General features: G+C 59.7%; 23 protein-coding genes. 9 read left to right on the forward strand and 14 right to left on the reverse strand.

Annotated elements, in window-relative coordinates:
- Positions 1-424 precede the first annotated feature (424 nt).
- From msrQ to mrcB, 9 genes are all read right to left on the reverse strand, one after another.
- Entirely contained in the window at positions 425-1,045 is a 621-nt protein-coding gene (gene msrQ / locus HBO09_RS13855; RefSeq protein ID WP_169995095.1) for a protein-methionine-sulfoxide reductase heme-binding subunit MsrQ, read from the reverse strand.
- Positions 1,045-2,058 carry a protein-methionine-sulfoxide reductase catalytic subunit MsrP gene (gene msrP, locus HBO09_RS13860; protein WP_169995097.1) on the reverse strand — a complete coding sequence of 338 codons (1,014 nt, stop codon included), beginning with the start codon at positions 2,056-2,058 and terminating at the stop codon, positions 1,045-1,047. Before msrP ends, msrQ begins: the two co-directional genes overlap by 1 nt.
- A gap of 63 nt (positions 2,059-2,121) precedes the next feature.
- Positions 2,122-2,979 (reverse strand): CDP-diacylglycerol--serine O-phosphatidyltransferase, encoded by an 858-nt coding sequence (gene pssA, locus HBO09_RS13865; RefSeq protein ID WP_029298897.1) that lies wholly within the window; start codon positions 2,977-2,979, stop codon positions 2,122-2,124.
- Positions 2,980-3,122: 143 nt separating this feature from the next.
- Positions 3,123-4,139: a ketol-acid reductoisomerase gene (ilvC, locus tag HBO09_RS13870; protein WP_003194132.1), complete on the reverse strand. Its 1,017-nt coding sequence runs from the start codon at positions 4,137-4,139 to the stop codon at positions 3,123-3,125.
- 46 nt (positions 4,140-4,185) lie between these two features.
- On the reverse strand, positions 4,186-4,677 hold the full coding sequence (gene ilvN, locus HBO09_RS13875; protein ID WP_003176102.1) for an acetolactate synthase small subunit: 492 nt from the start codon (positions 4,675-4,677) through the stop codon (positions 4,186-4,188).
- Positions 4,678-4,679: 2 nt separating this feature from the next.
- A complete protein-coding gene (locus HBO09_RS13880; protein WP_169995099.1) occupies positions 4,680-6,404 on the reverse strand; it encodes an acetolactate synthase 3 large subunit in 1,725 nt (574 codons plus the stop codon).
- Between the two features lie 431 nt (positions 6,405-6,835).
- Positions 6,836-7,165: a YqcC family protein gene (locus HBO09_RS13885; RefSeq protein ID WP_169995101.1), complete on the reverse strand. Its 330-nt coding sequence runs from the start codon at positions 7,163-7,165 to the stop codon at positions 6,836-6,838.
- A complete protein-coding gene (locus HBO09_RS13890; protein WP_169995103.1) occupies positions 7,165-7,896 on the reverse strand; it encodes a hypothetical protein in 732 nt (243 codons plus the stop codon). Before HBO09_RS13890 ends, HBO09_RS13885 begins: the two co-directional genes overlap by 1 nt.
- 16 nt (positions 7,897-7,912) lie before the next feature.
- Positions 7,913-10,237, reverse strand: a complete 2,325-nt coding sequence (gene mrcB / locus HBO09_RS13895; RefSeq protein WP_169995105.1) for a penicillin-binding protein 1B — start codon at positions 10,235-10,237, stop codon at positions 7,913-7,915.
- Positions 10,238-10,354: 117 nt separating this feature from the next.
- On the opposite strand from mrcB, the gene HBO09_RS13900 reads away from it, so the two are divergent.
- The 3 genes from HBO09_RS13900 (at position 10,355) to HBO09_RS13910 (ending at position 12,820) form a co-directional block, all read left to right on the forward strand.
- Positions 10,355-11,911 carry a bifunctional aminoglycoside phosphotransferase/ATP-binding protein gene (locus HBO09_RS13900; RefSeq protein WP_169995107.1) on the forward strand — a complete coding sequence of 519 codons (1,557 nt, stop codon included), beginning with the start codon at positions 10,355-10,357 and terminating at the stop codon, positions 11,909-11,911.
- 90 nt (positions 11,912-12,001) lie between these two features.
- Complete coding sequence (locus tag HBO09_RS13905; protein WP_169995109.1) at positions 12,002-12,346, forward strand: pentapeptide repeat-containing protein; 345 nt, start codon at positions 12,002-12,004, stop codon at positions 12,344-12,346.
- A gap of 201 nt (positions 12,347-12,547) precedes the next feature.
- Positions 12,548-12,820: a TfoX/Sxy family protein gene (locus HBO09_RS13910; RefSeq protein ID WP_169909993.1), complete on the forward strand. Its 273-nt coding sequence runs from the start codon at positions 12,548-12,550 to the stop codon at positions 12,818-12,820.
- Between the two features lie 281 nt (positions 12,821-13,101).
- Here the strand turns inward: HBO09_RS13910 and HBO09_RS13915 are convergent, their stop codons facing one another.
- The 3 genes from HBO09_RS13915 to HBO09_RS13925 are packed head-to-tail and all read right to left on the reverse strand — an operon-like array spanning position 13,102 to position 15,781.
- Complete coding sequence (locus tag HBO09_RS13915) at positions 13,102-13,869, reverse strand: heme ABC transporter ATP-binding protein (RefSeq protein ID WP_169995111.1); 768 nt, start codon at positions 13,867-13,869, stop codon at positions 13,102-13,104.
- Positions 13,869-14,906 (reverse strand): iron ABC transporter permease, encoded by a 1,038-nt coding sequence (locus HBO09_RS13920; protein WP_032862939.1) that lies wholly within the window; start codon positions 14,904-14,906, stop codon positions 13,869-13,871. The genes HBO09_RS13915 and HBO09_RS13920 overlap by 1 nt, the downstream gene beginning before the upstream one ends.
- Positions 14,903-15,781 carry an ABC transporter substrate-binding protein gene (locus HBO09_RS13925; RefSeq protein ID WP_169995113.1) on the reverse strand — a complete coding sequence of 293 codons (879 nt, stop codon included), beginning with the start codon at positions 15,779-15,781 and terminating at the stop codon, positions 14,903-14,905. The genes HBO09_RS13920 and HBO09_RS13925 overlap by 4 nt, the downstream gene beginning before the upstream one ends.
- Positions 15,782-15,965: 184 nt before the next feature.
- On the opposite strand from HBO09_RS13925, the gene HBO09_RS13930 reads away from it, so the two are divergent.
- Entirely contained in the window at positions 15,966-16,283 is a 318-nt protein-coding gene (locus HBO09_RS13930) for a Rieske (2Fe-2S) protein (protein ID WP_169995115.1), read from the forward strand.
- Here HBO09_RS13930 and sfsA read toward each other — a convergent pair.
- Positions 16,280-16,993, reverse strand: coding sequence for a DNA/RNA nuclease SfsA (sfsA, locus tag HBO09_RS13935; protein ID WP_169995117.1), 714 nt, complete (start codon positions 16,991-16,993; stop codon positions 16,280-16,282). The genes HBO09_RS13930 and sfsA overlap by 4 nt on opposite strands.
- Positions 16,993-18,165 (reverse strand): pyridoxal phosphate-dependent aminotransferase, encoded by a 1,173-nt coding sequence (locus HBO09_RS13940; protein WP_169995119.1) that lies wholly within the window; start codon positions 18,163-18,165, stop codon positions 16,993-16,995. The genes sfsA and HBO09_RS13940 overlap by 1 nt, the downstream gene beginning before the upstream one ends.
- Before the next feature lie 319 nt (positions 18,166-18,484).
- Here HBO09_RS13940 and dksA point away from each other — a divergent pair, with 319 nt between their 5' ends.
- The 5 genes from dksA to HBO09_RS13965 all read left to right on the forward strand — a co-directional run bounded on the left by dksA (position 18,485) and on the right by HBO09_RS13965 (position 24,518).
- Positions 18,485-18,919 (forward strand): RNA polymerase-binding protein DksA, encoded by a 435-nt coding sequence (gene dksA / locus HBO09_RS13945; RefSeq protein ID WP_169995121.1) that lies wholly within the window; start codon positions 18,485-18,487, stop codon positions 18,917-18,919.
- Positions 18,920-19,003: 84 nt separating this feature from the next.
- Complete coding sequence (gluQRS, locus tag HBO09_RS13950; RefSeq protein WP_169995123.1) at positions 19,004-19,891, forward strand: tRNA glutamyl-Q(34) synthetase GluQRS; 888 nt, start codon at positions 19,004-19,006, stop codon at positions 19,889-19,891.
- Between the two features lie 62 nt (positions 19,892-19,953).
- Positions 19,954-20,130, forward strand: coding sequence for a hypothetical protein (locus HBO09_RS13955; protein ID WP_003176118.1), 177 nt, complete (start codon positions 19,954-19,956; stop codon positions 20,128-20,130).
- Entirely contained in the window at positions 20,114-23,068 is a 2,955-nt protein-coding gene (locus HBO09_RS13960; RefSeq protein ID WP_169995125.1) for a sensor histidine kinase, read from the forward strand. The genes HBO09_RS13955 and HBO09_RS13960 overlap by 17 nt, the downstream gene beginning before the upstream one ends.
- 22 nt (positions 23,069-23,090) lie before the next feature.
- The gene (locus HBO09_RS13965; protein ID WP_169995127.1) at positions 23,091-24,518 is read left to right on the forward strand and encodes a sigma-54 dependent transcriptional regulator; all 1,428 of its coding nucleotides are present in this window, start codon (positions 23,091-23,093) and stop codon (positions 24,516-24,518) included.
- Positions 24,519-24,891: the final 373 nt, after the last annotated feature.

The following is a 24,891-nucleotide window of genomic DNA, read 5'->3' on the forward strand; positions in this document are numbered from 1 at the left end:
TTCTCGCGGAGTAACTTGTGATGCTGATAATCTTGTTGACTATCAGTCTGACTCCACAAGCACCCACACGAATTGCTTGATTCAGTTGTTAAAGAGCGGTTGGTTAAGATCTTTCGTCTCAACCGAGACGCGCATTCTACAGCAGCCTCATTTGCTGTCAAGTGGTTATTTTTAGAAGTTTTCGAGGATTTTCTCAACAACTTCAACCACTTGCGCTTTCGATCTCTCGTTAGCGGGAGGCGAATTCTACAGCGTTACACGCTGCTGTCAACACCTCTTTTTCAACTTCCTTTTGGCTTCGATAAACTGAAGCAACCTGCTGCCGAAAAATTCGTAACTCATTGTTTACCAAGGAGTTTTCCGTTTCGACTGCGCCGGAAGTGGGGCGAATTATAGACTTCTAGGATCTGCGGTCAAGGGTTTATTACGCTTTTGTTGCAGAAGGTGCTTTTTTAGCAATAAGGCGAGGGATTCGACGCATCACGGGCGGGATTCGCAGGACCAGAAGCAGCCCCCCTATAGAAGCATAAATCGCCCACTCCTTTAGATCGGCCCGAACAATCCACAGCATATGCAGCAAACCAAGCCCCAGCACCACATAAACCAGGCGATGCAGCTTCTTCCAGCGAGCGCCTAACCGACGCTGGCTATAGCGATTGGATGTCACCGCCAATGCCAGCAAGCAAAGGAAACCCAACGCTCCCACAATAATGTAGGGTCGTTTGCGCAGCTCAACCCCCAACTGCGACCAATCCAGCCCCAGGATAAATACGCAGTAAGCCGCGAGATGCAGCACCACGTAAGCAAAGCACCATAACCCCAACTGCCGGCGCACCGCGATCCACCCTGCCCAACCGCTCAGCTTTTGCAAAGGTGTCATTCCCAGCGTGATCAGCAACAGGATCAGTGTTCCCAACCCCAAGCGATCAACCAGCACTTTGCCGGGGTCAGGCCCCAAGGCGAAACTCCAGGCCTCATACAACCAGTACAACGGCCACACCGCAGCCGCTATAAAGACGCCAATGCGCCAGATGGGGTAGCGCATCAGTAGTTCTTCCGCAGATCAAGGCCCGTATAGAGAGAGGCAACCTCATCCGAGTAGCCGTTGAACATTTGCGTATCCCGGACATTCGGACTGAATAGACCACTGGGCAGACGTCGTTCCCGCGCCTGAGTCCAACGCGGATGATCGACCGTGGGATTCACATTTGCATAAAACCCATACTCCTCCGCCGCAATGCTCTGCCATGTGGTCTTCGGCTGCTCACTCACCAGACTGATCCGCACGATGGACTTCACACTCTTGAAACCATACTTCCACGGCACCACTAAACGCAGCGGCGCGCCATTCTGGTTGGGCAGCTCCCGCCCATACATACCCACCGCCAGGATCGCCAAAGGATTCATCGCTTCATCCAGGCGCAGCCCCTCTATATAAGGCCAGTCGATCAAGCCAAAGCTCGAACGCTGACCCGGCATGCTCTTGGGATCATGGAGGGTTTCAAAGCGTATGTACTTGGCCTTGGATGTCGGCTCAACCTGTTTAAGCAAGGCCGATATAGGAAAGCCCATCCACGGAATGACCATCGACCATGCCTCGACACAGCGTAGACGATAGATCCGTTCTTCCAACTGATACGGTTTCATGAAGTCTTCCAAGGCATAGCGCCCTGGTTTTGCGACCTCACCATCAATCACGACGCTCCATGGTTCAGTCTTGAGGGAACCAGCATTCGCCGCCGGGTCACCCTTGCCGGTACCGAACTCATAGAAGTTGTTGTAGTGGGTCGCATCTTTGGACGGCGTGATGGCTTCGTCTTTTACGGTCACCGCCTGCCATTGTGTGCCGGGGAGCTTCTCGGCGAACCAACTGGGCGCCTTGCCTGGCTCGACATCGGCATAACGCGCAGCGTCAGCAGCGCTCGCCCACCGCGGCAGGCTACTGGCAGCAATACCGGCAAGCGCACCACCGAGCAAACTGCGGCGAGAGAAATAGAAGGATTCTGGGGTGACATCCGATTCATGGCAGTCGGACGCTTTGGGTAACTTGATTAACATGGCAACTCCGCAGCATTGGAGAACTGATGCACCAATAGACTGCGGAGTATGGGAGAAATTACATTAAGGCAATGTTTTGTCCCGGCGCAGATGCAACAGGTACTGAACCGGACCCGAAGCCGCATACACCAGGAACGCCAGCAGCAGGATCCTGGGCGGATCACTGAAGACAACCGCGAAAACCAGGACCACCACAAGAATCGCCACGAAAGGCACCCGCCCCTTCAAGTCGAATTCCTTGAAGCTGTTGTACTTGATGTTGCTGACCATCAGCATACCGGCCGCCGCAACCATCAAGGCCACCAGGAACGACATCTTCGACCCCTGGATACCGTAGTCACTGAACGCCCAGACAATACCCGCCACCACACCCGCTGCCGCAGGACTGGCGAGGCCAATGAAATAACGCTTATCGGCAGTACCCACCTGAGTATTGAAACGCGCCAGTCGCAGCGCTGCTCCCGCTACATAGATGAAGGCAACCATCCAGCCGACCTTGCCCATATCCCCCAGCGCCCAGGCAAATGCCAACAACGCAGGTGCGACACCAAAGGCAACCATATCCGACAGCGAGTCGTACTCGGCACCGAAGGCGCTTTGGGTATTGGTCATCCGCGCCACACGACCATCAAGACCGTCGAGCACCATGGCCACGAATATCGCAATGGCGGCAAAACCGAAGTATTTGCTGGCACTCGCTGCATCACCTGCCGCCAATGCGCTCTGGGCACTCATGGAATTGATGATGGAATAGAAGCCGGCAAACAGGTTCGCCGTAGTGAACAGGTTGGGCAGAAGATAGATGCCACGATGCCGGACCTTGCGGCCTTCCGCGTCATGCCCTTCTTCGACATGTTCATCGATCGGTAGCAGGCTTTCGGCGTCAGAGGCCTGGTTTGGCTCTTCGGGACGTTCGCTCATGGACTTTACCTTGCAACGGTGTGAAAAAATTCGACAGACACTTGCGGCGAGTGTTCGCCCGCAAACGATGCAGCTTTATACCAGAACCGGCCCTCAAACGAAAAAACGCGGCCTAGGCCGCGTTTTCCGTAGACACGTGCGACTTAGTTCTTGGCTTTGTCGACGATCTTGTTGGCACCGATCCACGGCATCATGGAGCGCAGTTGCTCGCCGATGACTTCGATACCGTGAGCGGCGTTGTTACGACGCTTGGCGGTCATCGAAGGGTAGCCGGTTGCGCCCTCGCTGATGAACATTTTGGCGTATTCGCCGTCCTGAATACGTTTCAGGGCGTTGCGCATGGCCTGACGGGATTCGGCGTTGATCACTTCCGGGCCAGTCACGTACTCGCCGTATTCGGCGTTGTTGGAGATCGAGTAGTTCATGTTGGCGATACCGCCTTCGTACATGAGGTCAACGATCAGCTTCAGTTCGTGCAGGCACTCGAAGTAGGCCATTTCCGGCGCGTAGCCAGCTTCAACCAGGGTTTCGAAACCAGCTTTGACCAGCTCGACGGTACCACCGCACAGAACGGCTTGCTCGCCGAACAGGTCGGTTTCGGTCTCGTCCTTGAAGGTAGTTTCGATGATACCGGTACGACCGCCACCCACGCCTGCGGCGTAGGACAGTGCAACGTTCTTGGCGTTGCCCGAAGCGTCTTGGTAGATCGCGATCAGGTCAGGGATACCGCCGCCCTTGACGAACTCGGAACGCACGGTGTGGCCCGGTGCTTTCGGCGCGATCATGATCACGTCGAGGTCAGCGCGCGGCACGACCTGGTTGTAGTGGATCGCGAAGCCGTGGGAGAAGGCCAGAGTGGCGCCTTTCTTGATGTTCGGCTCGATTTCGTTCTTGTACAGCGAGGACTGGAACTCGTCCGGAGTCAGGATCATGACCAGGTCAGCAGCCGCAACAGCGGAAGCAACGTCAGTCACTTTCAAGCCATGGGCTTCTGCCTTGGCAACAGTGGCCGAACCTTTACGCAGGCCGACAGTGACGTCTACGCCGGAGTCTTTCAGGTTGCACGCCTGGGCGTGGCCCTGGGAACCGTAGCCGATGATGGCGACTTTTTTGCCCTGGATGATCGACAGGTCGCAATCTTTATCGTAATAAACTTTCATGAGGTTCCTCTATATATCCAGGCCGTAAGGCCATTCACTAATTGGGTTAGATGCTGAGTACTTTGTCGCCACGGGCAATCCCGGTGACACCACTGCGTACGGTTTCCAGAATCGAGGCCGTCCCGATCGACTGGATGAAGCTGTCCAGCTTGTCGCTTGTACCGGTCAGTTGCACGGTATAAACGCTGGCGCTCACATCGACGATCTGCCCACGATAAATATCGGTAGTACGCTTGATCTCGGCACGTTGGGCACCCGTGGCCTTGACCTTAACCAGCATCAGCTCGCGCTCGATGTGGGCACTTTCCGACAGATCGACCAGCTTGACCACTTCGATCAGCTTGTTGAGGTTCTTGGTGATCTGCTCGATCACTTCATCATGGCCAACGGTGGTCAACGTCAGGCGCGACAAGGTCGGGTCTTCGGTCGGAGCGACAGTCAGGCTTTCGATGTTGTAGTTGCGCTGCGAAAACAGGCCAACCACACGAGACAGAGCGCCCGGTTCGTTCTCCAGAAGCAGGGAGATAATGTGCCGCATGATTAGGTTCGCTCCGTCTTGTTCAGCCACATATCGCGCATTGAACCGTCTTTGATCTGCATCGGGTAGACGTGCTCGCTGGTGTCGACCTGAATGTCGATGAACACCAGACGATCCTTCATGGCGAACGCCTCTTCCATTTTCGGCTTGAGGTCCTTCAAGTCGGTGATGCGCATGCCGACATGGCCATAGGCTTCAACCAATTTGACGAAGTCAGGCAACGACTCCATGTAGGAATGGGAGTGACGACTGTTGTAGCTCATGTCCTGCCATTGGCGAACCATGCCCAACACACCGTTGTTCAGGCAGACGATCTTCACCGGCAAACCATATTGCAGGCAGGTCGACAGCTCCTGGATGTTCATCTGGATACTGCCTTCACCGGTGACGCATGCAACGTCAACGTCCGGGAAGCTCAGTTTCACACCCATGGCAGCTGGAAAACCAAAGCCCATCGTGCCCAGGCCACCGGAGTTGATCCAACGGTTAGGCTTGTCGAACTTGTAGTACTGCGCGGCAAACATCTGGTGCTGGCCCACGTCGGAGGTCACAAAGGCGTCGCCCTTGGTCACTTCGCACAGGGTTTCGATCACTGTCTGTGGCTTGATGATGCTGCCGTCACCCTTGTCGTAAGGGAACAGGCCGCGGTCGCCACGCCATTCGTCGATCTGCTTCCACCAACTGGCAACGAATTCCTTGTTCGGCGTCTCGCCAATGTCCTTGAGCGCGGCGACCATTTCGGTCAACACGCTTTCCACAGGACCTACGATCGGCACGTCGGCCTTGATGGTCTTGGAGATGGACGCCGGGTCGATGTCGATATGGATGATCTTGGCATTCGGGCAGAACTTGCTCGCGCCGTTGATCACCCGGTCATCGAACCGCGCGCCCACAGCCAGGATCACGTCGGCGTGGTGCATGGTCAGGTTGGCCGTGTAGCTGCCGTGCATGCCGAGCATGCCGACGAACTGACGATCCGAACCCGGGAACGCGCCGAGCCCCATCAAGGTGTTGGTCACCGGCAGGTTGAGCATCTTGGCGAGTTCGGTCAATGGTGCGGAACCACCGCCCAGAATCACGCCACCACCGGAGTACAGCACCGGACGCTTGGCCGCCAGGAGCATTTCTGCGGCCTTGCGGATCTGCCCCGAGTGCCCACGAACGGCCGGGCTGTAGGAACGCAGCTTGGCTTTCTTCGGGAAGATGTATTCGAATTTTTCCGCCGGGTTGGTCATGTCTTTCGGAATATCCACCACCACAGGCCCCGGACGACCGGATTGCGCGAGGTAGAACGCCTTCTTCATGACTTCCGGGATTTCCGAGGCATGCTTGATCATGAAGCTGTGTTTCACGATCGGCCGGGAGATACCGATCATGTCGGTTTCCTGGAATGCATCAGTGCCCACCATGGTGCTCGCCACCTGGCCGGAAATGATCACCATCGGAATAGAGTCCATATACGCAGTCGCGATGCCAGTAATGGCATTGGTTGCGCCAGGGCCGGACGTTACCAGCACCACGCCGGCTTTACCGGTGGCACGGGCATAACCGTCAGCCATATGGGTCGCGGCCTGTTCGTGGCGAACCAGGATGTGGTTGACAGCCGGTTCCTTGAACAGTGCGTCGTAGACATGCAGCAGAGCACCACCCGGGTACCCGTAGATATAGTCGACGCCTTCGTCACGCAAAAAGCGGACGAGCATCTCACCGCCAGATAAAAGCTCCACGTTGTTCACCTCTAAAACGCCAGAATACCGTCCGTTGAAAACCGACGGGTCTTAATAGGTTTACTTCTCAACAGAGCATGAGCGACGGTGGTCGCCGACTACGTCAGCACTGACTGAGCAAGTATTGGGATCGTCCCAAGTGTTGCGGGCTTTTCCCACCCAGCGCGAGGTAACGCGTTGCGGGTGTAACAGGTCGGCGCGGATGTGCGCCTCATGATCTGCTGAGTGGGCCTGCTTCTGGCAGTCCCTCTACAGCGGACTTTGGATTCTTCTGTTTCAGCCCCCTCAAGTCAAGCAATAATTGCGCTTTTTTCCAACTAAGCGCATGAGAACGTAGAAGAAAGGGGTTTGAGGAGGGATAAAACTCGCCTGAATGTCGTCAAGCGGTAGAAATGTGCGCAAGACTGCCGGAAAACCCGGCAGTCAGGCAATTAACGAGCGCCGACGATCAATTGGTCGAACTTTTTCAGCGCAGACCTTAGGCCAAGACTCTCTTGGGGGCGATCGGCGTAGACCATCTCGGCCATCTCCAGGATGCCCGAAGCATTAGGTAGCGGCAGGTCCTGTTCGAGGATCTGTTTCATCCGGACCAGGAAGATCCACTGCAGCCACTGATGAAAATCCAGGGTATCGACTGAAAACGGCTCAACGCTGCTCAGCGCCTCGGCTGTGGGGGACACTTCATCCCACCAGCCCGCCAGGCGCAATTCACGCTCAATCAGCAACAACTGTTCGGCAATCGCCGGAAAACGAGGATCCATCAGAGACTGACCTTGGCCTTTTGCCGGGCCTGGGCAGCGCCGGCGGCATCACCTTGCGCAGCGCGCGCATCACCAATCAGAGCCCACAGGCTGGCTTGCAGATCAGGACGACCGTTGGCCATGGTCAAGCCGCGACGGGCGAACTGTTCAGCTTGTGGCGCATCACCCTGGGCCATGCGCACTTGCGCCAGGCGGTAGAGCACCTGCGGCTCACGTGGTGCGACACGCTGGGCGCGCTCAAGGCTGGATGATGCGCCGTTCAAGTCGCCACCAGCCTGCTGTTGCTGCGCAGTGGTGAGCAACGCCAGGACCGGGCCGTCCAACTGCTCGTCGGCAGACAAGCCGCCGGCGCTGGCCGAAGGAATCCCGCTTGGTGTCGACGGCATGTTGTAGGAACCCTGGTTGATCGGCGCAGTATCAATTGGCGCGGAGTTCGACGGCCCAGGTGTGATAGGGCCCGGCGTCCAAGGCGCGGAGCTGATCGGCGCTGACGTGGTAGCGCCACCACCCGGGACCATCACCACCACCCCGGAATCCTGCGGCACAGCCTGGGTCGTGGCAGGGTTGGGACGGGTGGTCACGGTCTGGCGGAAGCCGCCATTGGCCGAAATCCGGTCATTGTTGGACACGGCCGTGCCGGAATCCACCACCGGGATCGAACCGCGCTGCACGCTGGAGCAACCACTGAGCAAAGCTAACGTTGTAATAGCCGGAATCAACCACTTGTTCACTTGAAATCCTCTTTGCTTAATTCATCCAGCCCTTGACCCAATCCATCACCGAATCCGCATCCGTGGGCACACCTGTGCCACACGGAGCGCCGGCTGGCGGTTCACTGCCGCGAATATACGGCATCTGCACCGCGCCCGGACAGTTGGCATCGGAGCCCTGCCCGGTATGGGGGTCGATCCAGGCCTGAACAATATTGTCGGGTTGCGGCATGTTCAGTGGCAGCGGGTCGGCCTTGTGCATAAAGCTGGTCCAGACCTGCAAGGCGCCGGTCGCACCGGTAAACGGTGTCTTGCCATTGTCATCGCGCCCCAGCCACACCACCGCAAGCAGGTCCTGGCTGAAACCGGCGAACCAACTGTCACGGGAATCGTTACTGGTACCGGTCTTGCCGGCCAGCGTCAGGTTGGCCGGCAACGAGCTGTACACCGACCGACCGGTACCTTCACGCATAACCCGTTGCATGGCGTTCTGGATCAGATAGATGGAAGCCGGATCAAAACGCTGCTCGATCTGGAACGGATAGCGCTTGAGCGGCTCGCCTTCCGCCGTGAGAACACTGCGGATCCCGCGCATCGGTGTATTGAAACCACCGTTGGCGAGGGTCTGGTACATGGTCGCCACTTCCATCGGGCTCAAGCCCCCTGCACCCAGCAACATCGACGGGAACGCCGGAAACTCGCGGCTAACACCCAATCGCGCCAGGGTCTTGAGCACATTCGGCACGCCCAGCTCCAGGCCAAGCCGCGCCGTGGACAGGTTGTAGGAATGCGCCAGCCCCTGGTACAGGAACACCGTACCGTGGGAGCGACGATCATAATTCTGCGGCTTCCACACCTGGCCGTCGGCGCCCTTGACCGAAAACGCTTCATCGGAGAGCCAACTGGTCAGGGTGTACTTGCTCGGTTTTTCCAGCGCGGTGAGGTACACCGCCGGCTTGATCAGCGAGCCAATCGGCCGTACGGCATCCAGTGCACGGTTGAAGCCGGCAAAGCTGGCCTGGCGGCTGCCGATCATGGCCTGGACTTCACCCGTTTCCGGATTGGTCACCACCATGGCCGCTTCGACTTCGTCCGAGCCTTTACGCCCGGCCAGGCGCTTGAAGGTATCGCTGACCGAGGCTTCGGCCTTCATCTGCAGGATCGGGTCAAAGCTGGTGAAGATTCGCAGGCCTTCTTCGGTCAAGTCCTCGTCGCGATAGTCTTCACGCAACTGACGCTTGACCAGATCGATAAAGCCGGGGAAGGAACTGTCGGCCAACTTGCCACGGGTGGTGACGCCCAGGGGCATCTTTTTCGCTGCGGCGACCTGTTCTGCTGTGGCTACACCCTGTTGCTCCAAGACATCGAGTACCAGGTTGCGGCGTTCCAGGGCCCGTTCCGGGTTGCGACGCGGGTTGTAATAGGACGGTCCCTTGACCATGCCCACCAGCAACGCCACCTGGTGCAACTTCAGCTCGGACAATGGCTGGCCGAAGAAGAACTGGCTGGCCAAGCCGAAACCGTGCACCGCGCGCTGACCATCCTGGCCGACGAACACCTCGTTGAGGTAGGCCTCCAGAATCTCCTGCTTGCTGTAGTGCAGCTCCAGCAACATCGCCATCATGGCTTCGGTGAGTTTGCGGGTCAGGCTGCGCTCACTGGTCAGGTAGAAGTTCTTGACCAACTGTTGCGTCAGCGTACTGCCGCCCTGGGTCATCCGGCCACCCGAGGTGTTGACCCAGATGGCGCGGGCGATGGACTTGGGCGATACGCCCCAATGGCTGTAGAAATCCCGGTCTTCGACCGCAACCAGGGTTTCCAGCAGATACGGCGGCACCTGATCGATCTTGATCAGGATGCGATCTTCAAGGTTCTTCGGGTAAATCCCACCGATCAACAAGGGCTCAAGGCGCACCACCGGCAGCTTGCCGCCATTGAGTGCAGAAAGCTCGGCCACGTAATCCCCGGAGAAGCGCACGCGCACCGGCTGCGCCTTTTCGAGGCCTTCATAGAACTGGAAGCCCCGGGTGTTCAAATCCACGGTGTTGCCGCTGACCGCCGCCGCCCCCGGACCATTGGCCACGGCTTCACGCCGGTAGCCCAACGCATCGAGCTCGGTGAGGAAATCAGCCTTGCTCAGCTTCTGGCCAGTAAACAGCTCCAGCGGGCGAGCGTAGACCTTCGCCGGGATGGTCCAGCGCTTGCCAGAGAACTTCTCCTGGACCACGGCATCGAGGTACACCGCGATGCCTGCGAGCACCACCAGGCCAACCAGGCCGAGCTTGAGCGCCCACCCCAGCCAGGGGCGCAGGCTGCGTGAAGGAGGTTTTTTGCGGGAACGGGGAGATCGGGTACGAGTCATGGCGGCGGATTATACGCATTTTATTGACGATCAACATGAACCGGACGGCGGTTTGCATGACCGACTTGAGCGGCCATAATGCGCTCCATTATTTTCCCAGACTCCGAAGGATCGCCCGTGAGCCAGCCCCTGATTGCCGCCCTGCAAAACCCGGCCCTGTTTCCTCATCCGGTCGAAGCGTTTCAAGTCATCGAAACCCATATTTCCTGGGTCCTGCTCACCGGCCCCTATGCCTACAAGATCAAGAAGCCGGTGAACTTCGGTTTCCTCGACTTTACCCAACTGGACGACCGCGCCCACTTCTGCAATGAAGAGCTGCGCCTGAACCAACGCCTGACGCAAGATTTGTATCTTGAAGTGTTGCCGATCACCGGCAGCGTTGAAGCACCGCAACTGGGTGGCGAAGGTCCCGCCATCGAATATGTGCTGAAGATGCGCCAGTTCCCGCAAAGCCAACTGCTGAGCACCTTGCAGGCCAACGGCGAGCTGACCAGCGGCCATATCGATGAAATGGCCAGCCAGATTGCCCATTTCCATCTCAACGCCCCCAAGGTTCCCGAGGCGCATCCCGCCGGCACCCCGGACGAAGTGATGGCGCCGGTACGGCAGAACTTCGAGCAGATTCTTCCATTCCTCAGCGACAAGGCCGACCTGGCCCAACTCGACGCCCTGCAAGCCTGGGCCGAGAGCAGCTTCGAACGCCTCAAGCCGCTGCTGGAGCAACGCAAGCTCAATGGTTTTATCCGCGAGTGCCACGGTGATATCCACCTGGGCAACGCGACCATGATCGACGATCACGTGGTGATCTTCGATTGCATCGAGTTCAACGAACCGTTCCGCTTCACCGACGTGTGCGCCGACACCGGCTTCCTGGCCATGGACCTGGAAGACCGCGGCCTCAAGTCCCTGGCCCGACGCTTTATCAGCCAATATCTGGAGCTGACCGGCGACTACCAGAGCCTGGAGTTGCTGAACTTCTATAAAGCCTACCGCGCGCTGGTCCGCGCCAAGGTCGCGCTGTTCAGCATGCCGGCCGAGGCAACACCGGTCGAACGTGCGACCACCCTGCGCCAATACCGCAACTACGCCAACCTGGCCGAAAGCTACAGCACTATCCCCTCGCGTTTCCTGGCAATTACCCATGGTGTGTCGGCGACCGGCAAAAGCCATGTGGCGCTGCGCCTGGTGGACGCGCTGGGAGCCATTCGCCTGCGCTCCGATGTCGAGCGTAAACGCCTGTTCGGCGAGCAGCAGGTCGAAAACACCCCGCACGCCGGGATCTATGCCTCGGATGCCAGCGCGGCGACCTACGCCCGCCTGAATACCCTCGCCGAAACCGTACTGCGCGCAGGTTTCCCGGTAGTCCTGGACGCAACCTACCTCAAGCGTGAGCAACGAGACGCTGCCGCCAAAGTCGCAGAAGCTACCGGCGCGCCATTCCTGATCCTGGATTGCAATGCACCGCAGGCCGTTATCGCTAGCTGGCTGGCAAAACGTCAGGCAGATAAAAAAGATCCGTCTGACGCCACCCTGGCGGTCATCGAACAGCAGCAAGCCAGCCGTGAGCCTTTGGGCGCCGAAGAACTGCTACTGAGCAAGCGGGTCGAGACCAATGAAAGCGGGACGCTGGACGCGCTGGTTGCCCATGTTCGCCAACACCTGCCAGGGTTGTAAGAAACATTTCCTGGCCGTGACGCCGTTAACAGCTCACGGCCAGAAATAGTGGCACTATAATGGCGTCATAAGTCCAACAGGAGATGCCGCATGGGCCAGCCGAAGCTGCTTGATACCCCGCTCTACGCGCTGCTGCATAAAGATGACATCCGTGGCTTCAATCAGGAACGCCCCAAGGATGGCGTCATAGATATGCGCGGCGGCGACTTCCGTGGGCTCGACCTGCGCCACCTGGATGCCGAGGGCGTGGATTTTACCGACGCCTATTTCCGTTCTGCCGACCTGCGTGGCCTGGACTTGCGCGACTGCGCGATGGAAGGCGCCAGCCTGGCCCATGCGCAGATCTCCGGCACTTACTTTCCGCCCGAACTGAGCGCTGACGAGATCCTTATGTCGGTCAATTTCGGCACTCGCCTGCGTTACCGCACCCGCTGACCGTACACCTTTATCTCCAGCCTCGCGCAATGCGGGCTGGGGGCCGACGCCTGTCACCGTCAAGATCCCAGCGCCAGCCTTAGAAGCATTTACGTCGTTTCTGAGCAAACAACTACGCTTTTCCTACTGAGCGCTACACTCCTTTCAGGCTTGCCTGGTCACGATACCCACCGAACCATTCGGCCGTCGCAAGGAGGCTTGATGAATGATGAGCTGCAACACCTGAAAAACCTTGGCAAGACCTCGGCGCAATGGCTGCATGCGGTGGGCATTCATAGCGCTTCGGACCTGCGTCGCCTGGGCGCGGTAGATGCCTACCGGGCGGTACGCACTCGCGGCTTCCGAGCTTCAAAAGTACTGCTGTATGCCATCGAAGGCGCATTGATGGACGTGCATTGGAACGATATTCCAACCGAGCGCAAGGAAGCCTTGAATCGCCAACTGGAAGCGTTGTCGCCACGCAATAAGAACTGAGAAGGGCAAAAGCCCAGTGTTTGCGGGGATTCCAAACAAGCGTTTGAGGAAACCCTTCCAGAGCGAGAAAACAAATGTTGACTCACAAATGAGAATCGTTATGATTATCACAACTGGTCGCGAGATCAGCCGATAACTGAAAGACCATTGGTTCGGACTCTCAGATTATCTCCTCATCAGGCTAATCACGGTTATTTGACCCGGCTCTTGCCGGGTCTTTTTTTGCCTGCGTTTTATGGTCCGGGCACATGAATGTATTACCTGCCGGCTCCTACAGGTTTTTAGCGGGCAATGATCAGTGGATGACCTAGTTCAGGATGGGGCTGCACCAGTACATCCAGGCCAAACACCGCCTTGAGCAGCTCCGGTCGCAACACCTGCGCCGGTGTACCCAGGGCGTGGGGGCGGCCGTTTTCCAGCAGCAAGATACGATCACAGTAGCGCGCCGCCAGGTTCAGGTCGTGAAGGATCACCAGCACCGCAGCGCCACGATCGGCAAAGCTGCGGATGGCCTGCAAGGTCGTATGCTGGTGCAATGGGTCAAGCATTGACGTCGGCTCGTCCAGCAATAACGTCTGCCCCGCCTCGCCCGGCCAGAGCTGTGCCAGTACCCGCGCCAGGTGCACGCGCTGGCGCTCACCACCGGACAGGGCCAGGTAACTGCGCCCACTCAAATGGCCTACATCGGCAGCCCGCAAGGCGGCTTCGATGATTTCATCGTCGCGTACCCGCCCGGTCTGATGGGGCAAACGCCCCATGCCCACCACTTCCTCGACGCGAAAAGCGAAATCCAGGGTCGACACCTGGGGCAGCACCGCCAGCCGCTGTGCCCGTTGCGCTCCCTGCCAATCCTTGAGCTCTTGGTCGTCCAGCCAGACCCGCCCTTCATCCGGATGCAATTGCGCGCACAACGCGCCCAGCAATGTACTTTTACCGGCTCCATTGGGACCCAATACGCCCAATACTTCACCCGGCTTGAGGTCCAGGGTCACATCAGCCAGTACGGTTTTGCGACCGCGACGGATCTGCAGGTTTTCCACTCGCAGCATCAGGCGCGACCTCGCAGCAGCAGGTAGAGAAAAAACGGCGCACCGATAAAGGCGGTAACAATGCCGATGGGCAACTCAGCCGGCGCCAGCGCCAGGCGGGCCACCAGATCGGCGAATAGCAACAGACTCGCACCCGCCAGCACCGAGGCCGGCAGGAGCACGCGATGATCAGGGCCCGCCAATAGTCGCACCAAATGCGGCACCACCAACCCGACAAAACCGATCAGCCCTGCAGCAGCGACCGCTGCGCCAACCCCAAGGGCCGTGCAAAATACCAGTTCGCGCTTGAGCCCCTCGACATTGATCCCCAGATGACTGGCTTCCGATTCGCCCAGAAGCAAGGCATTGAGCGCCTTGGCCCGGCGCGGCAGCCACAGCGCCACGCCCGCACTCACCAGCAGCAACGGCCACAACCGCGAGTAGCTGGCGCCATTGAGGCTGCCAAGGTTCCAGAACGTCAGGGTGCGCAAGGTGGCGTCATCCGCCAGGTAGGTGAACAGGCCCACCGCCGAAGCTGCCAGGGCGGTCAAGGCGATGCCAGCCAAGAGCATGGTTGCGACATTGGTCTGGCCGTCGCGCCGTCCCAGGCGATACACCAGCGCAGTCACGCCCAAGCCGCCGAGGAATGCACACAGCGACAGCAGATACGGCCCCACCGCGTCCGGCAGGCCACCGAAAGCCGCGCCGCCGACGATGGCCACTGCTGCCCCCAGCGCAGCGCCACTGGACACGCCAACCAGCCCCGGGTCGGCCAACGGGTTACGGAACAACCCCTGCATGGCCACCCCCGACAGCGCCAGCACCCCACCCACCGCAAGCCCCAGCAAAGTGCGCGGCAGGCGGATCTGGCCGAGAATCAGTTCAGCCTGCTCCAGGCCCTGGGCCTCGATGGGCACGCCCAGCAAGCGCAAGGCGGCGCGCAATGTGTCGAGCAACGGTAGGCTGACCGGCCCAAGGGCCAAGGACAGCCAGATCGCCAATACACACAACAGGCTCAAGCCGATAAACAGCGCGCGCGGTTTAACCAGAGTGGTCATGGGACGGTTTGGGCATTAGCGGGATAGAACCCGGCGGACAAGGCTTGCAGGCTGGCCGGCAAACGCGGGCCCAGGCCACCGACCAACAACGTAGGGTCCAACTCAAACACCCGGCCGGCCTTGGCCGCCGAGGTGCTCTCCAGAATCGGGTTTTCCTTGAACAAGGCCGCGCGGGCCGCCTCGCCACTCAAGGCGCGGTCGGAGAATACCAGCACTTCAGGGCGCAACCCCGCCAGAGACTCAACCGAAAACGGCTTATAGCCGCTGTGCGTCGCCAGGTTGCGCCCACCGGCTTGTTGCAACACCCAATCGGCGGCCGTGTCCTTGCCGGCGATCAGCGGCTTGCCCCCGGCATGCCCGAGTATCAGCAGCACGCCGGGAGCCTTTTGCCGGGTTTGCGCCTGGGTCACGGCCGTCTTTTGCAGGTTCAGTTGCTGTTGATAAGTACTGAACAGTGCCGCGGCCTTGTCTTGCGCCCCCAACAGCTTGCCCAGATGTTGCAGGTTGCGTTGCAGGGTCGGCAGGTCCGGTTGCGCCGAGAACAGTTCCACTTGCACCCCTGCATTGCGAATCTGCGCCAGCACCGGTGGTGGCCCCATTTCCTCGGTGCCCACCAGGATCTGCGGTCGCAGGCTCAGGATCCCTTCGGCGGAGAGCTGGCGCTGGTAACCGATACTCGGCAGCGCCTTGAGCGACTGCGGATGCTGGCTGGTAGTATCCACGCCCACCAGCTTCGACTCCCCGCCAAGGGCCGTCACCCACTCCGACAACGCCCCCCCAGCGCTGACCCAGCGTTGAGGCAGCTCAGCGGCTTGCGCCACGTGGTTGACCAGCAGTCCAACAACAAGCGCAATAGCGCTGGTACTCAGGCGCATAAAAGGGTTTCCTTCCTGGGGTGAAGCCTGTCATGTGACCGTCTGGGATCGTACTGAGCACGCAGTCAGCCATCGGGCGAAGCCGGCATTTGATAATTGTTTGCATTTGAACGTCAAGCACCGGGCTCACCCGCAAACCCCGGATCACTCTACAGCCCTTGAGCCGCACCACCTGAGAACACTTATGAAGTTTCTGTGCCCCTCCCATGAACTGGCCCCAGACAGCAGTCGCGGCTTCGATATCGATGGCCGCAAGCTATTTGCCGTACGCCGCGCAGACCTGGTGTATTTCTATATCAACCGCTGCCCCCATCGTGGCGTCCCGCTGGAGTGGCAACCTGACCGGTTTCTCGATACCAGCGCGAGCATGATCCAGTGCGCCACCCACGGCGCGTTGTTTCTGATCGAAAGCGGTGAATGCGTCGCCGGCCCCTGCGCGGGCCAGAGCCTGACGCCCCTGCCCGGCCGCGAAGACGCACAGGGGTTGTGGGTGCAACTCTAGTCGTTGAGCAACACCTGCAAGGGGCGATCGATGCAGATTTGCTGGGCACTCACCTGCACGCCGTAAGCCAGGACCTCCACCCCGGCAGCTTTGGCCTCGCGCAGCGCAACGGCGTACCCCGCGTCGATTTCCTCAGCCGGCCTTACGCCGTCAATGCCGGACAGATTCACACAGTACAACTGCACCGCTCGTACGCCGCTACGGGCCAAGTGCGCCAATTCCCGCAAATGCTTGGCGCCACGCTGAGTCACCGCATCGGGAAACGCCGCGATAGACGTGCCGTCAAACCCCAGGGTGACACTTTTGACTTCGACATAGGCTGCGCCGCCAGGGTAGTCCAGGCGAAAGTCGATACGGCTTTTCTCCTGACCGTAAGGCACTTCGCGCTTTAACGCGGTAAAGCCGTTGAGCTCGGTGATCACCCCGGCATTCAGCGCCTCTTCAACCAACTGGTTGGCCCGTGCGGTGTTGACACACGCCAGCCGCCCCTGGGGCGTTTCAGCTATCTCCCAGGTGCCCGGCAATTTGCGCTTGGGGTCGTTGGAACGACTGAACCAGACCGACCCGCCTTCGACCATGCAGTTGAACATCGAGCCAGTGTTCGGGCAGTGGATGGTGAGCAGTTCGCCGGTAGCGGTTTCGATATCGGCCAGAAAGCGCTTGTAGCGGCGAATCAGCCGCCCTTCTTCGAGGGGAGGATGAAAAAGCATCAGCCTTGCCAGCTCCGCAAACCACGGGCAATCCGCTCCACGGCTTCCTGGAGGCGATCGAGGTTTTGCGTATAGGCAAAACGCACATGATGACCCGCCTGGAAGCGACCGAAATCCAACCCCGGCGTGAATGCCACATGCTCGGTTTCAAGAAAGTGCCGGCAAAATGCGAAAGCATCGCCGCCAAAGGCGCTGATATCGGCATACAGGTAAAACGCCCCCTCAGGCTCGACCGCAATACCGAAACCCAGCTCACGCAAGGCCGGCAGCAGAAAGTCACGCCGGCGCCCGAACTCGGCCCGTCGCTCTTCAAGAATCGCCAGGGTTTGCGGGGTAAAACAGGCCAATGCCGCATGCTGGGCCATGCTTGGCGCACTGATGTACAGGTTCTGCGCCAGCTTTTCCAAATCACCCACCGCAGCGGGCGGCGCCACCAGCCAGCCCAGGCGCCAACCGGTCATGCCGAAATACTTTGAAAAACTGTTTAGGACAAACGCCTCGTCGTCCACCTCCAGCACGCTGGCCGCGTCAGTGCCATAGGTCAGGCCGTGATAGATCTCATCCACCACCAGATGGCCATTACGCGCCTTGATCGCACTGGACAGGCCGGCCAGCTCATCGCGGGTCAGGATGGTTCCGGTCGGGTTGGCCGGCGAGGCAACCAAGGCGCCCACACTGTCCTGGTCCCAATAGCGCTCCACCAGGTCGGCGGTCAGTTGGTAACGCACCTCGGGACCGACCGGCACCAGTTGCGCCGCCCCCTCCACCAGTCGCAGGAAGTGCCGGTTGCAAGGGTAGCCGGGGTCCGCCAGCAGCCAATGCTTGCCGGGATCCACCAGCAGGCTGCTGGCCAGGAGCAAGGCCCCGGAGCCGCCCGGGGTGATCAGGATGCGCTCGGGGTCGATATTCAAGCCATAACGCTGCTGGTAGAAACCACTGATGGCCTCGCGCAATTCCGGCAGGCCACGGGCGGCGGTGTAGCGGGTCTTGCCGTTGGCCAGCGCGGCCTGGCCGGCCTGGATGATCGGCTCGGCGGTGGTGAAGTCCGGCTCGCCGATTTCCAGGTGAATCACATCATGGCCCGCGGCCTGCAGCTCATTGGCTCGCGCCAGCAGCGCCATGACATGAAAAGGTTCGATAGCACGACTGCGAGCACTGTAGGGCTGAGCCATTAGCCTTCCTTAACAATGAGGACAAAATCGGGATTCTACCGAACCCGTGCGGTAAAACATGCTCTATTGCCTGGCTGACCAGGATGATCAACCGGGCAAGCGCCTGCAAAAAGACTAAAATCATCACTCGAGACGGTGCATGCCCGGCCACGGTGGGTCGCAACAGTTTGCAACCCCAGCGAGATGGGCCTCGACAACCGGGAGTGGCGCACCCCGAATCTATCTGGTAAGTTCGCCCGCTTGCAGCCGCAGGGCCGGCAGGTGTCGGTGATGTTGCAATCCTGCGCAATGGATTAGAAGAGTGAGAGGCGGTCTATTCATGTCCACCCAAGCAAAGCAACAGAGCATCAGCGGCTTCGAACCCTACATCGAGAAGAAGGGCGAGGAGTACATGGGCGAGCCCATGCGCAAGCACTTCACCAAGATCCTGCAGAAATGGAAACAGGACTTGATGCAGGAGGTCGACCGTACCGTTGACCATATGAAGGATGAAGCCGCCAACTTCCCTGACCCGGCCGACCGTGCCAGCCAGGAAGAAGAGTTCAGCCTTGAACTGCGCGCCCGTGATCGCGAGCGCAAACTGATCAAGAAAATCGACAAGACGCTGCAACTGATCGAAGACGAAGAGTATGGCTGGTGCGAATCCTGCGGCGTCGAGATTGGTATTCGCCGCCTGGAAGCCCGTCCTACAGCCGACATGTGCGTAGACTGCAAGACCTTGGCCGAAATCAAGGAAAAACAGGTCGGCAAGTAATCCCTGCCGGGCTGAACGAATGGGGCGTGCAAACGCCCCATTTTTGTTTCTGGAGTTTGGCGGTTTTCCAGTAATATCCAGGCCATGACAGCCTCTCCTTATATCGGGCGTTTCGCCCCCACGCCCAGCGGCCATTTGCACTTCGGCTCCCTGGTTGCAGCCCTCGCTTCCTATCTCGACGCCCGCGCCAATCAAGGCCGCTGGCTAATGCGCATGGAAGACCTCGACCCACCCCGTGAAGAGCCCGGCGCCCAAGCGGCGATCCTGCATGCCCTGGAAAGCTACGGTTTTGAATGGGACGGCGAACTGGTCCGGCAAAGCGAGCGGCATGATGCCTACGCCAAAGTACTGAACGACATGTTCAACCATGGCCTGGCTTACGCCTGCACCTGCTCACGCAAGCAACTCGAACCGTATAACGGCATTTATCCTGGCCTATGCCGCAATGCCGGTCACGACCAGCAGGATGCTGCCATTCGCCTACGGGTTCCCGAGCTGGAGTACCATTTCACCGACCGCGTCCAAGGCCAATTCCGACAGCACCTGGGCCGCGATGTCGGCGATTTCATCATCCGCCGCCGCGACGGCCTGTACGCCTATCAACTGGCCGTGGTGCTCGATGATGCCTGGCAAGGTGTCACTGATATCGTGCGCGGCGCCGACTTGCTGGACTCCACGCCACGCCAGTTGTACCTGCAGGAGCTGCTGGGCCTGCGCCAGCCGCGCTACCTGCATGTGCCCCTGATCACCCAGCCGGACGGTAACAAGCTGGGCAAATCCTACCGCTCCCCGCCGTTGACGCCCGACCAGGCCACCCCGCTGCTATTAAGGGCCCTGCGCGCCCTCGGCCAGACGCCTGGGGATGAACTGCTCCACGCCAGCCCGCGGGAACTGCTGGATTGGGGTATCCGGCACTGGGATGCCACCCGGATCCCGCGCACACTGACCCTGGCCGAAGCGCAATTGCACTGAAGGCGCTTGCAGCCTGCCAGCCATCCGTTAACATCGCCGCAGTTTTTCAATCAGAGGCCAACATGTACATCTATCGCTTGGTCCTGCTGCTGGTCGTCGGGATCTACCTGTTTTCTCCCGCCATCATGGACTGGTGGATCGACGCCACGGGCGCCTGGTATCGCCCCTATCTGCTGTGGCTGATCCTGATCGTCGTGACCTTCATCCTGCAGAGCCAAAAAGATGCCGATGAGCTTTAGCCTGACCCAGATGCTGCTGATCAGCGCCGCCTACCTGGCCGCGTTGTTCGGGGTGGCCTGGATCAGTGAGCGCGGGATGATCCCGCGGGCGATCATTCGCCACCCACTGACCTACACCTTGTCCCTGGGCGTGTATGCCAGCGCCTGGGCGTTCTATGGCACGGTGGGCCTGGCCTACCAATACGGCTATGGGTTTCTTTCCAGCTACCTCGGGGTGTCCGGAGCCTTCCTGCTGGCGCCGGTGTTGCTGTACCCGATCCTGAAAATCACCCGCACCTACCAGCTTTCTTCATTGGCCGATCTGTTTGCGTTCCGCTTTCGCAGCACCTGGGCCGGCGCGCTGACCACGATTTTCATGCTGATCGGCGTGCTGCCGCTGCTGGCCCTGCAAATCCAGGCCGTGGCCGACTCCATCGGCATCCTCACCCATGAACCGGTGCAACATCGGGTGGCCTTGAGCTTTTGCGCGCTGATTACCCTCTTCACGATTTTTTTCGGCTCGCGGCATATCGCTACCCGGGAGAAGCACGAAGGTCTGGTATTTGCGATTGCCTTCGAGTCGGTGATCAAGCTGATCGCCATCGGTGGCGTGGGCCTGTACGCGCTGTACGGCGTGTTCGACGGCCCGCAACAGCTGGAACTGTGGCTGCTGCAAAACCAGACCGCCCTCGCCGCCCTGCACACCCCGCTGCAAGAAGGCCCATGGCGCACGCTGCTGCTGGTGTTCTTTGCCTCTGCCATCGTCATGCCACACATGTATCACATGACCTTCACCGAGAACCTCAACCCGCGCTCGCTGGTCAGCGCCAGCTGGGGCCTGCCGCTGTTCCTGTTGCTGATGAGCCTGGCGGTGCCGCTGATCCTCTGGGCCGGTCTGAAACTGGGGGCCACGACCAATCCGGAATATTTCACCCTCGGTATCGGCATCGCGGCCAACAGTAAATCCCTGGCATTGCTGGCCTACGTCGGCGGGTTATCGGCGGCCAGCGGCTTGATCATTGTCACCACCCTGGCGCTGTCGGGCATGGCCCTCAACCACCTGGTACTGCCGCTGTACCAGCCGCCCGCCGAAGGCAATATCTACCGCTGGCTGAAATGGACACGCCGCGCGCTGATCGTGGCGATCATCATGGCCGGCTATGGCTTCTACCTGCTGATGGCGGCCGAGCAGGACCTGGCCAACCTCGGCATTGTGGCCTTCGTCGCCACCTTGCAGTTCTTGCCGGGCGTTCTGTCGGTGCTGTACTGGCCGACAGCCAATCGACGCGGGTTCATCGCCGGGCTGCTGGCGGGGATCCTGGTGTGGCTTGTCACCATGCTGCTACCGCTGGTCGGTAACCTGCAGGGCTTCTATATCCCGCTGCTGAACATGATCTACGTGCTGGATGACACCAGTTGGCACATGGCTGCCATCGCCTCGCTGGCGGCCAACGTGCTGATGTTCACCCTGATTTCCTTGTTCACCAATGCCAGCCCCGAAGAAACCAGCGCTGCCGAAGCCTGTGCGGTGGATAACGTGCGCCGCCCGCAACGCCGCGAATTGCATGCGGCTTCGCCCCAGGAGTTTGCCACCCAACTGGCCAAGCCCCTGGGCGCCAAGGCCGCGCAAAAGGAAGTAGAGCAGGCGTTGCGCGATCTGTTCCTGCCCTTCGACGAGCGCCGCCCTTATGCCCTGCGCCGCCTGCGCGACCGAATCGAGGCCAACCTGTCGGGGCTGATGGGCCCCAGCGTATCCCAGGACATGGTTGAGACTTTCCTGCCCTACAAGGCCGGCGGCGAAAACTATGTCACCGAAGACATCCACTTTATCGAGAGCCGGCTGGAGGACTACCACTCGCGTCTCACCGGCCTTGCCGCCGAACTCGACGCCCTGCGCCGCTACCACCGCCAGACCCTGCAGGAACTGCCCATGGGTGTCTGCTCCCTGGCCAAGGACCAGGAAATCCTGATGTGGAACAAGGCCATGGAAGAACTGACCGGCATCGCCGCCCAGCGCGTGGTGGGCTCGCGCCTGACCACCATTGCCGATCCTTGGAAAGAACTGCTGCAGGGCTTTATCAACCTGCCGGACGAACACTTGCACAAACAACATCTGGCCCTCGACGGCCAGACCCGCTGGTTGAACCTGCACAAAGCAGCGATCGACGAACCCCTGGCCCCCGGTAACAGTGGCCTGGTATTGCTGGTCGAAGACCTGACCGAAACCCAAATGCTCGAAGACAAACTGGTGCACTCCGAGCGACTGGCCAGCATCGGACGACTGGCAGCCGGCGTAGCCCACGAGATTGGCAATCCGATCACCGGTATCGCGTGCCTGGCGCAGAACCTGCGCGAAGAGCGCGAAGAAGACGGCGAAATCACCGAAATCAGCGGGCAGATCCTCGAACAGACCAAGCGCGTCTCGCGCATCGTGCAATCGCTGATGAGCTTTGCCCATGCCGGCGGCCACCAGAATCACGATGAAGCAGTGTGCCTGGCCGAAGTCGCCCAGGATGCCATTGGGCTGCTGGCCTTGAACCGGCGCAATTTCGAAGTACAGTTCTATAACTTGTGCGATCCGGAACACTGGGTGGTCGGCGACTCACAACGCCTGGCCCAGGTGCTGATCAACCTGCTGTCCAATGCCCGCGACGCGACACCCGCTGGCAGTGCGGTGAGGGTCAAGAGCGAGGCTTTCGAACACACGGTCGACCTGATCGTCGAGGACGAAGGCAGCGGTATTCCACAGAACATCATGGACCGATTGTTCGAACCCTTCTTCACCACCAAGGACCCTGGTGAAGGTACCGGTCTGGGCCTTGCACTGGTCTATTCCATCGTTGAAGAGCATTATGGACAAATCACCATCGACAGCCCGGCTGACACCGAAAGCCAACGCGGCACCCGTATTCGGGTGACCTTGCCGCGTCATGTCGAAGCGACGTCCGCTGTGAACTGAGACCGTCGAGAGAATTGAATCAATGCCGCACATTTTGATCGTCGAAGACGAAACCATTATCCGCTCTGCCTTGCGTCGCCTGCTTGAACGTAATCAGTACCAGGTCAGCGAAGCCGGCTCGGTGCAGGAAGCCCAGGAGCGTTTCAGCATTCCCACATTCGACCTGATCGTCAGTGACCTGCGCCTGCCTGGCGCACCGGGCACTGAACTGATCAAGCTCGGCCAGGGCACGCCGGTGCTGATCATGACCAGCTACGCCAGCCTGCGCTCCGCCGTCGACTCGATGAAGATGGGCGCGGTGGACTACATCGCCAAGCCTTTCGACCACGACGAAATGCTCCAGGCGGTGGCCCGCATCCTGCGTGATCGTCAATCGGCCAGCAGCGCCCCAGCGGAACGGCCGGCCGGCAAGGCCGCCAGCGACAAGCCCGGTGTCGACAACAGCAATGGCGAAATCGGCATCATCGGCTCCTGCCCGCCCATGCAGGACCTGTACATCAAGATCCGTAAGGTGGCGCCCACCGACTCCAATGTCCTGATCCAGGGCGAGTCCGGTACCGGCAAGGAGCTGGTGGCCCGCGCTCTACACAACCTGTCCAAACGTGCCAAGGCACCGATGATCTCGGTGAACTGCGCGGCGATTCCCGAATCCCTGATCGAATCCGAACTGTTCGGCCACGAAAAAGGTGCCTTTACCGGCGCCAGCGCCGGACGTGCAGGCCTGGTGGAAGCGGCGGACGGCGGCACGCTGTTCCTCGACGAGATCGGTGAGCTGCCTCTGGAAGCCCAGGCACGCCTGCTGCGGGTGCTGCAAGAGGGCGAGATTCGTCGGGTTGGCTCGGTACAGTCGCAAAAAGTTGATGTGCGCCTGATCGCCGCGACTCACCGTGACCTGAAAAGCCTGGCGAAGATCGGCCAGTTCCGCGAAGACCTGTATTACCGCCTGCACGTGATCGCCCTCAAGCTGCCGGCCCTGCGCGAACGCGGTGCCGACGTCAACGAGATTGCCAATGCATTCCTGTTGCGCCAGAGCGCACGGGTGAACCGTACCGACCTGACGTTTGCGGCCGACGCTGAACAGGCCATCCGCCATTATTCGTGGCCAGGTAACGTGCGCGAGCTGGAAAACGCAGTGGAGCGGGCGGTGATCCTTTCGGAGAGCCCGCAGATCTCCGCTGAGCTGCTGGGCATCGATATCGAACTGAGCGACCTGGACGATGACGACTTCATTGGCCTGGCACCACAACAGGGCGGCAGTAACTCCAGCCATGAGCCCACGGAAGACTTGTCCCTGGAAGACTACTTCCAGCACTTCGTCCTGGAACACCAGGACCACATGACCGAAACCGAACTGGCGCGCAAACTGGGCGTCAGCCGCAAGTGCCTATGGGAACGGCGCCAGCGCCTGGGGATTCCACGGCGCAAGACCGGGGTTGCCAGCGAAAGCTGAGGCCAACTCACATTGGGTAACACCCCAAACGTGAAAAAACTGTTACCTCAGATATTCACGTAACAAAAAGCCGGGGCTTACGGTAACGAAGCCCCGGCTTTTTTTTGCCCGCCAAACACCCGAAAACCGGCCAACCCCCTGATTTTGCTGGCCCTCGCAAAAGTTGGCACGCACCCTGCTATATGCTTAGTACAAGAACAATAAAAAGCACCGTACACCCCACAATAAAAATAAGACGAATCGACTCACGCATAATAAAAACAACACGGCGGAGGCGCAGCTAACTGATTCTTTTGGAGAGGCGTTGCATTTGGGGCTTGCCCCGCAACCAGGCCGAGAACAACAAAAACTGCCCCAAGGCAGAGCCTGAACT

The sequence above is a fragment of the Pseudomonas sp. WS 5027 genome, from assembly GCF_012985695.1.
Classification (GTDB): domain Bacteria; phylum Pseudomonadota; class Gammaproteobacteria; order Pseudomonadales; family Pseudomonadaceae; genus Aquipseudomonas; species Aquipseudomonas hygromyciniae.

Bases quoted from the DNA above. Each gene is read 5' to 3' on its own strand.
- HBO09_RS13960 (WP_169995125.1), top strand. From the start codon at position 20,114: ATGCCGATGAGCTTTAGCCTGACCCAGATGCTGCTGATCAGCGCCGCC.
- gluQRS (WP_169995123.1), top strand. From the start codon at position 19,004: ATGACAGCCTCTCCTTATATCGGGCGTTTCGCCCCCACGCCCAGCGGC.
- sfsA (WP_169995117.1), bottom strand. From the start codon at position 16,993: ATGCTTTTTCATCCTCCCCTCGAAGAAGGGCGGCTGATTCGCCGCTAC.
- ilvC (WP_003194132.1), bottom strand. From the start codon at position 4,139: ATGAAAGTTTATTACGATAAAGATTGCGACCTGTCGATCATCCAGGGC.
- HBO09_RS13885 (WP_169995101.1), bottom strand. From the start codon at position 7,165: ATGGATCCTCGTTTTCCGGCGATTGCCGAACAGTTGTTGCTGATTGAG.
- HBO09_RS13965 (WP_169995127.1), top strand. From the start codon at position 23,091: ATGCCGCACATTTTGATCGTCGAAGACGAAACCATTATCCGCTCTGCC.
- HBO09_RS13955 (WP_003176118.1), top strand. From the start codon at position 19,954: ATGTACATCTATCGCTTGGTCCTGCTGCTGGTCGTCGGGATCTACCTG.
- ilvN (WP_003176102.1), bottom strand. From the start codon at position 4,677: ATGCGGCACATTATCTCCCTGCTTCTGGAGAACGAACCGGGCGCTCTG.
- pssA (WP_029298897.1), bottom strand. From the start codon at position 2,979: ATGAGCGAACGTCCCGAAGAGCCAAACCAGGCCTCTGACGCCGAAAGC.
- HBO09_RS13905 (WP_169995109.1), top strand. From the start codon at position 12,002: ATGGGCCAGCCGAAGCTGCTTGATACCCCGCTCTACGCGCTGCTGCAT.
- msrP (WP_169995097.1), bottom strand. From the start codon at position 2,058: ATGTTAATCAAGTTACCCAAAGCGTCCGACTGCCATGAATCGGATGTC.
- msrQ (WP_169995095.1), bottom strand. From the start codon at position 1,045: ATGCGCTACCCCATCTGGCGCATTGGCGTCTTTATAGCGGCTGCGGTG.
- HBO09_RS13915 (WP_169995111.1), bottom strand. From the start codon at position 13,869: ATGCTGCGAGTGGAAAACCTGCAGATCCGTCGCGGTCGCAAAACCGTA.
- HBO09_RS13930 (WP_169995115.1), top strand. From the start codon at position 15,966: ATGAAGTTTCTGTGCCCCTCCCATGAACTGGCCCCAGACAGCAGTCGC.
- HBO09_RS13940 (WP_169995119.1), bottom strand. From the start codon at position 18,165: ATGGCTCAGCCCTACAGTGCTCGCAGTCGTGCTATCGAACCTTTTCAT.
- HBO09_RS13910 (WP_169909993.1), top strand. From the start codon at position 12,548: ATGAATGATGAGCTGCAACACCTGAAAAACCTTGGCAAGACCTCGGCG.
- HBO09_RS13920 (WP_032862939.1), bottom strand. From the start codon at position 14,906: ATGACCACTCTGGTTAAACCGCGCGCGCTGTTTATCGGCTTGAGCCTG.
- mrcB (WP_169995105.1), bottom strand. From the start codon at position 10,237: ATGACTCGTACCCGATCTCCCCGTTCCCGCAAAAAACCTCCTTCACGC.
- dksA (WP_169995121.1), top strand. From the start codon at position 18,485: ATGTCCACCCAAGCAAAGCAACAGAGCATCAGCGGCTTCGAACCCTAC.
- HBO09_RS13925 (WP_169995113.1), bottom strand. From the start codon at position 15,781: ATGCGCCTGAGTACCAGCGCTATTGCGCTTGTTGTTGGACTGCTGGTC.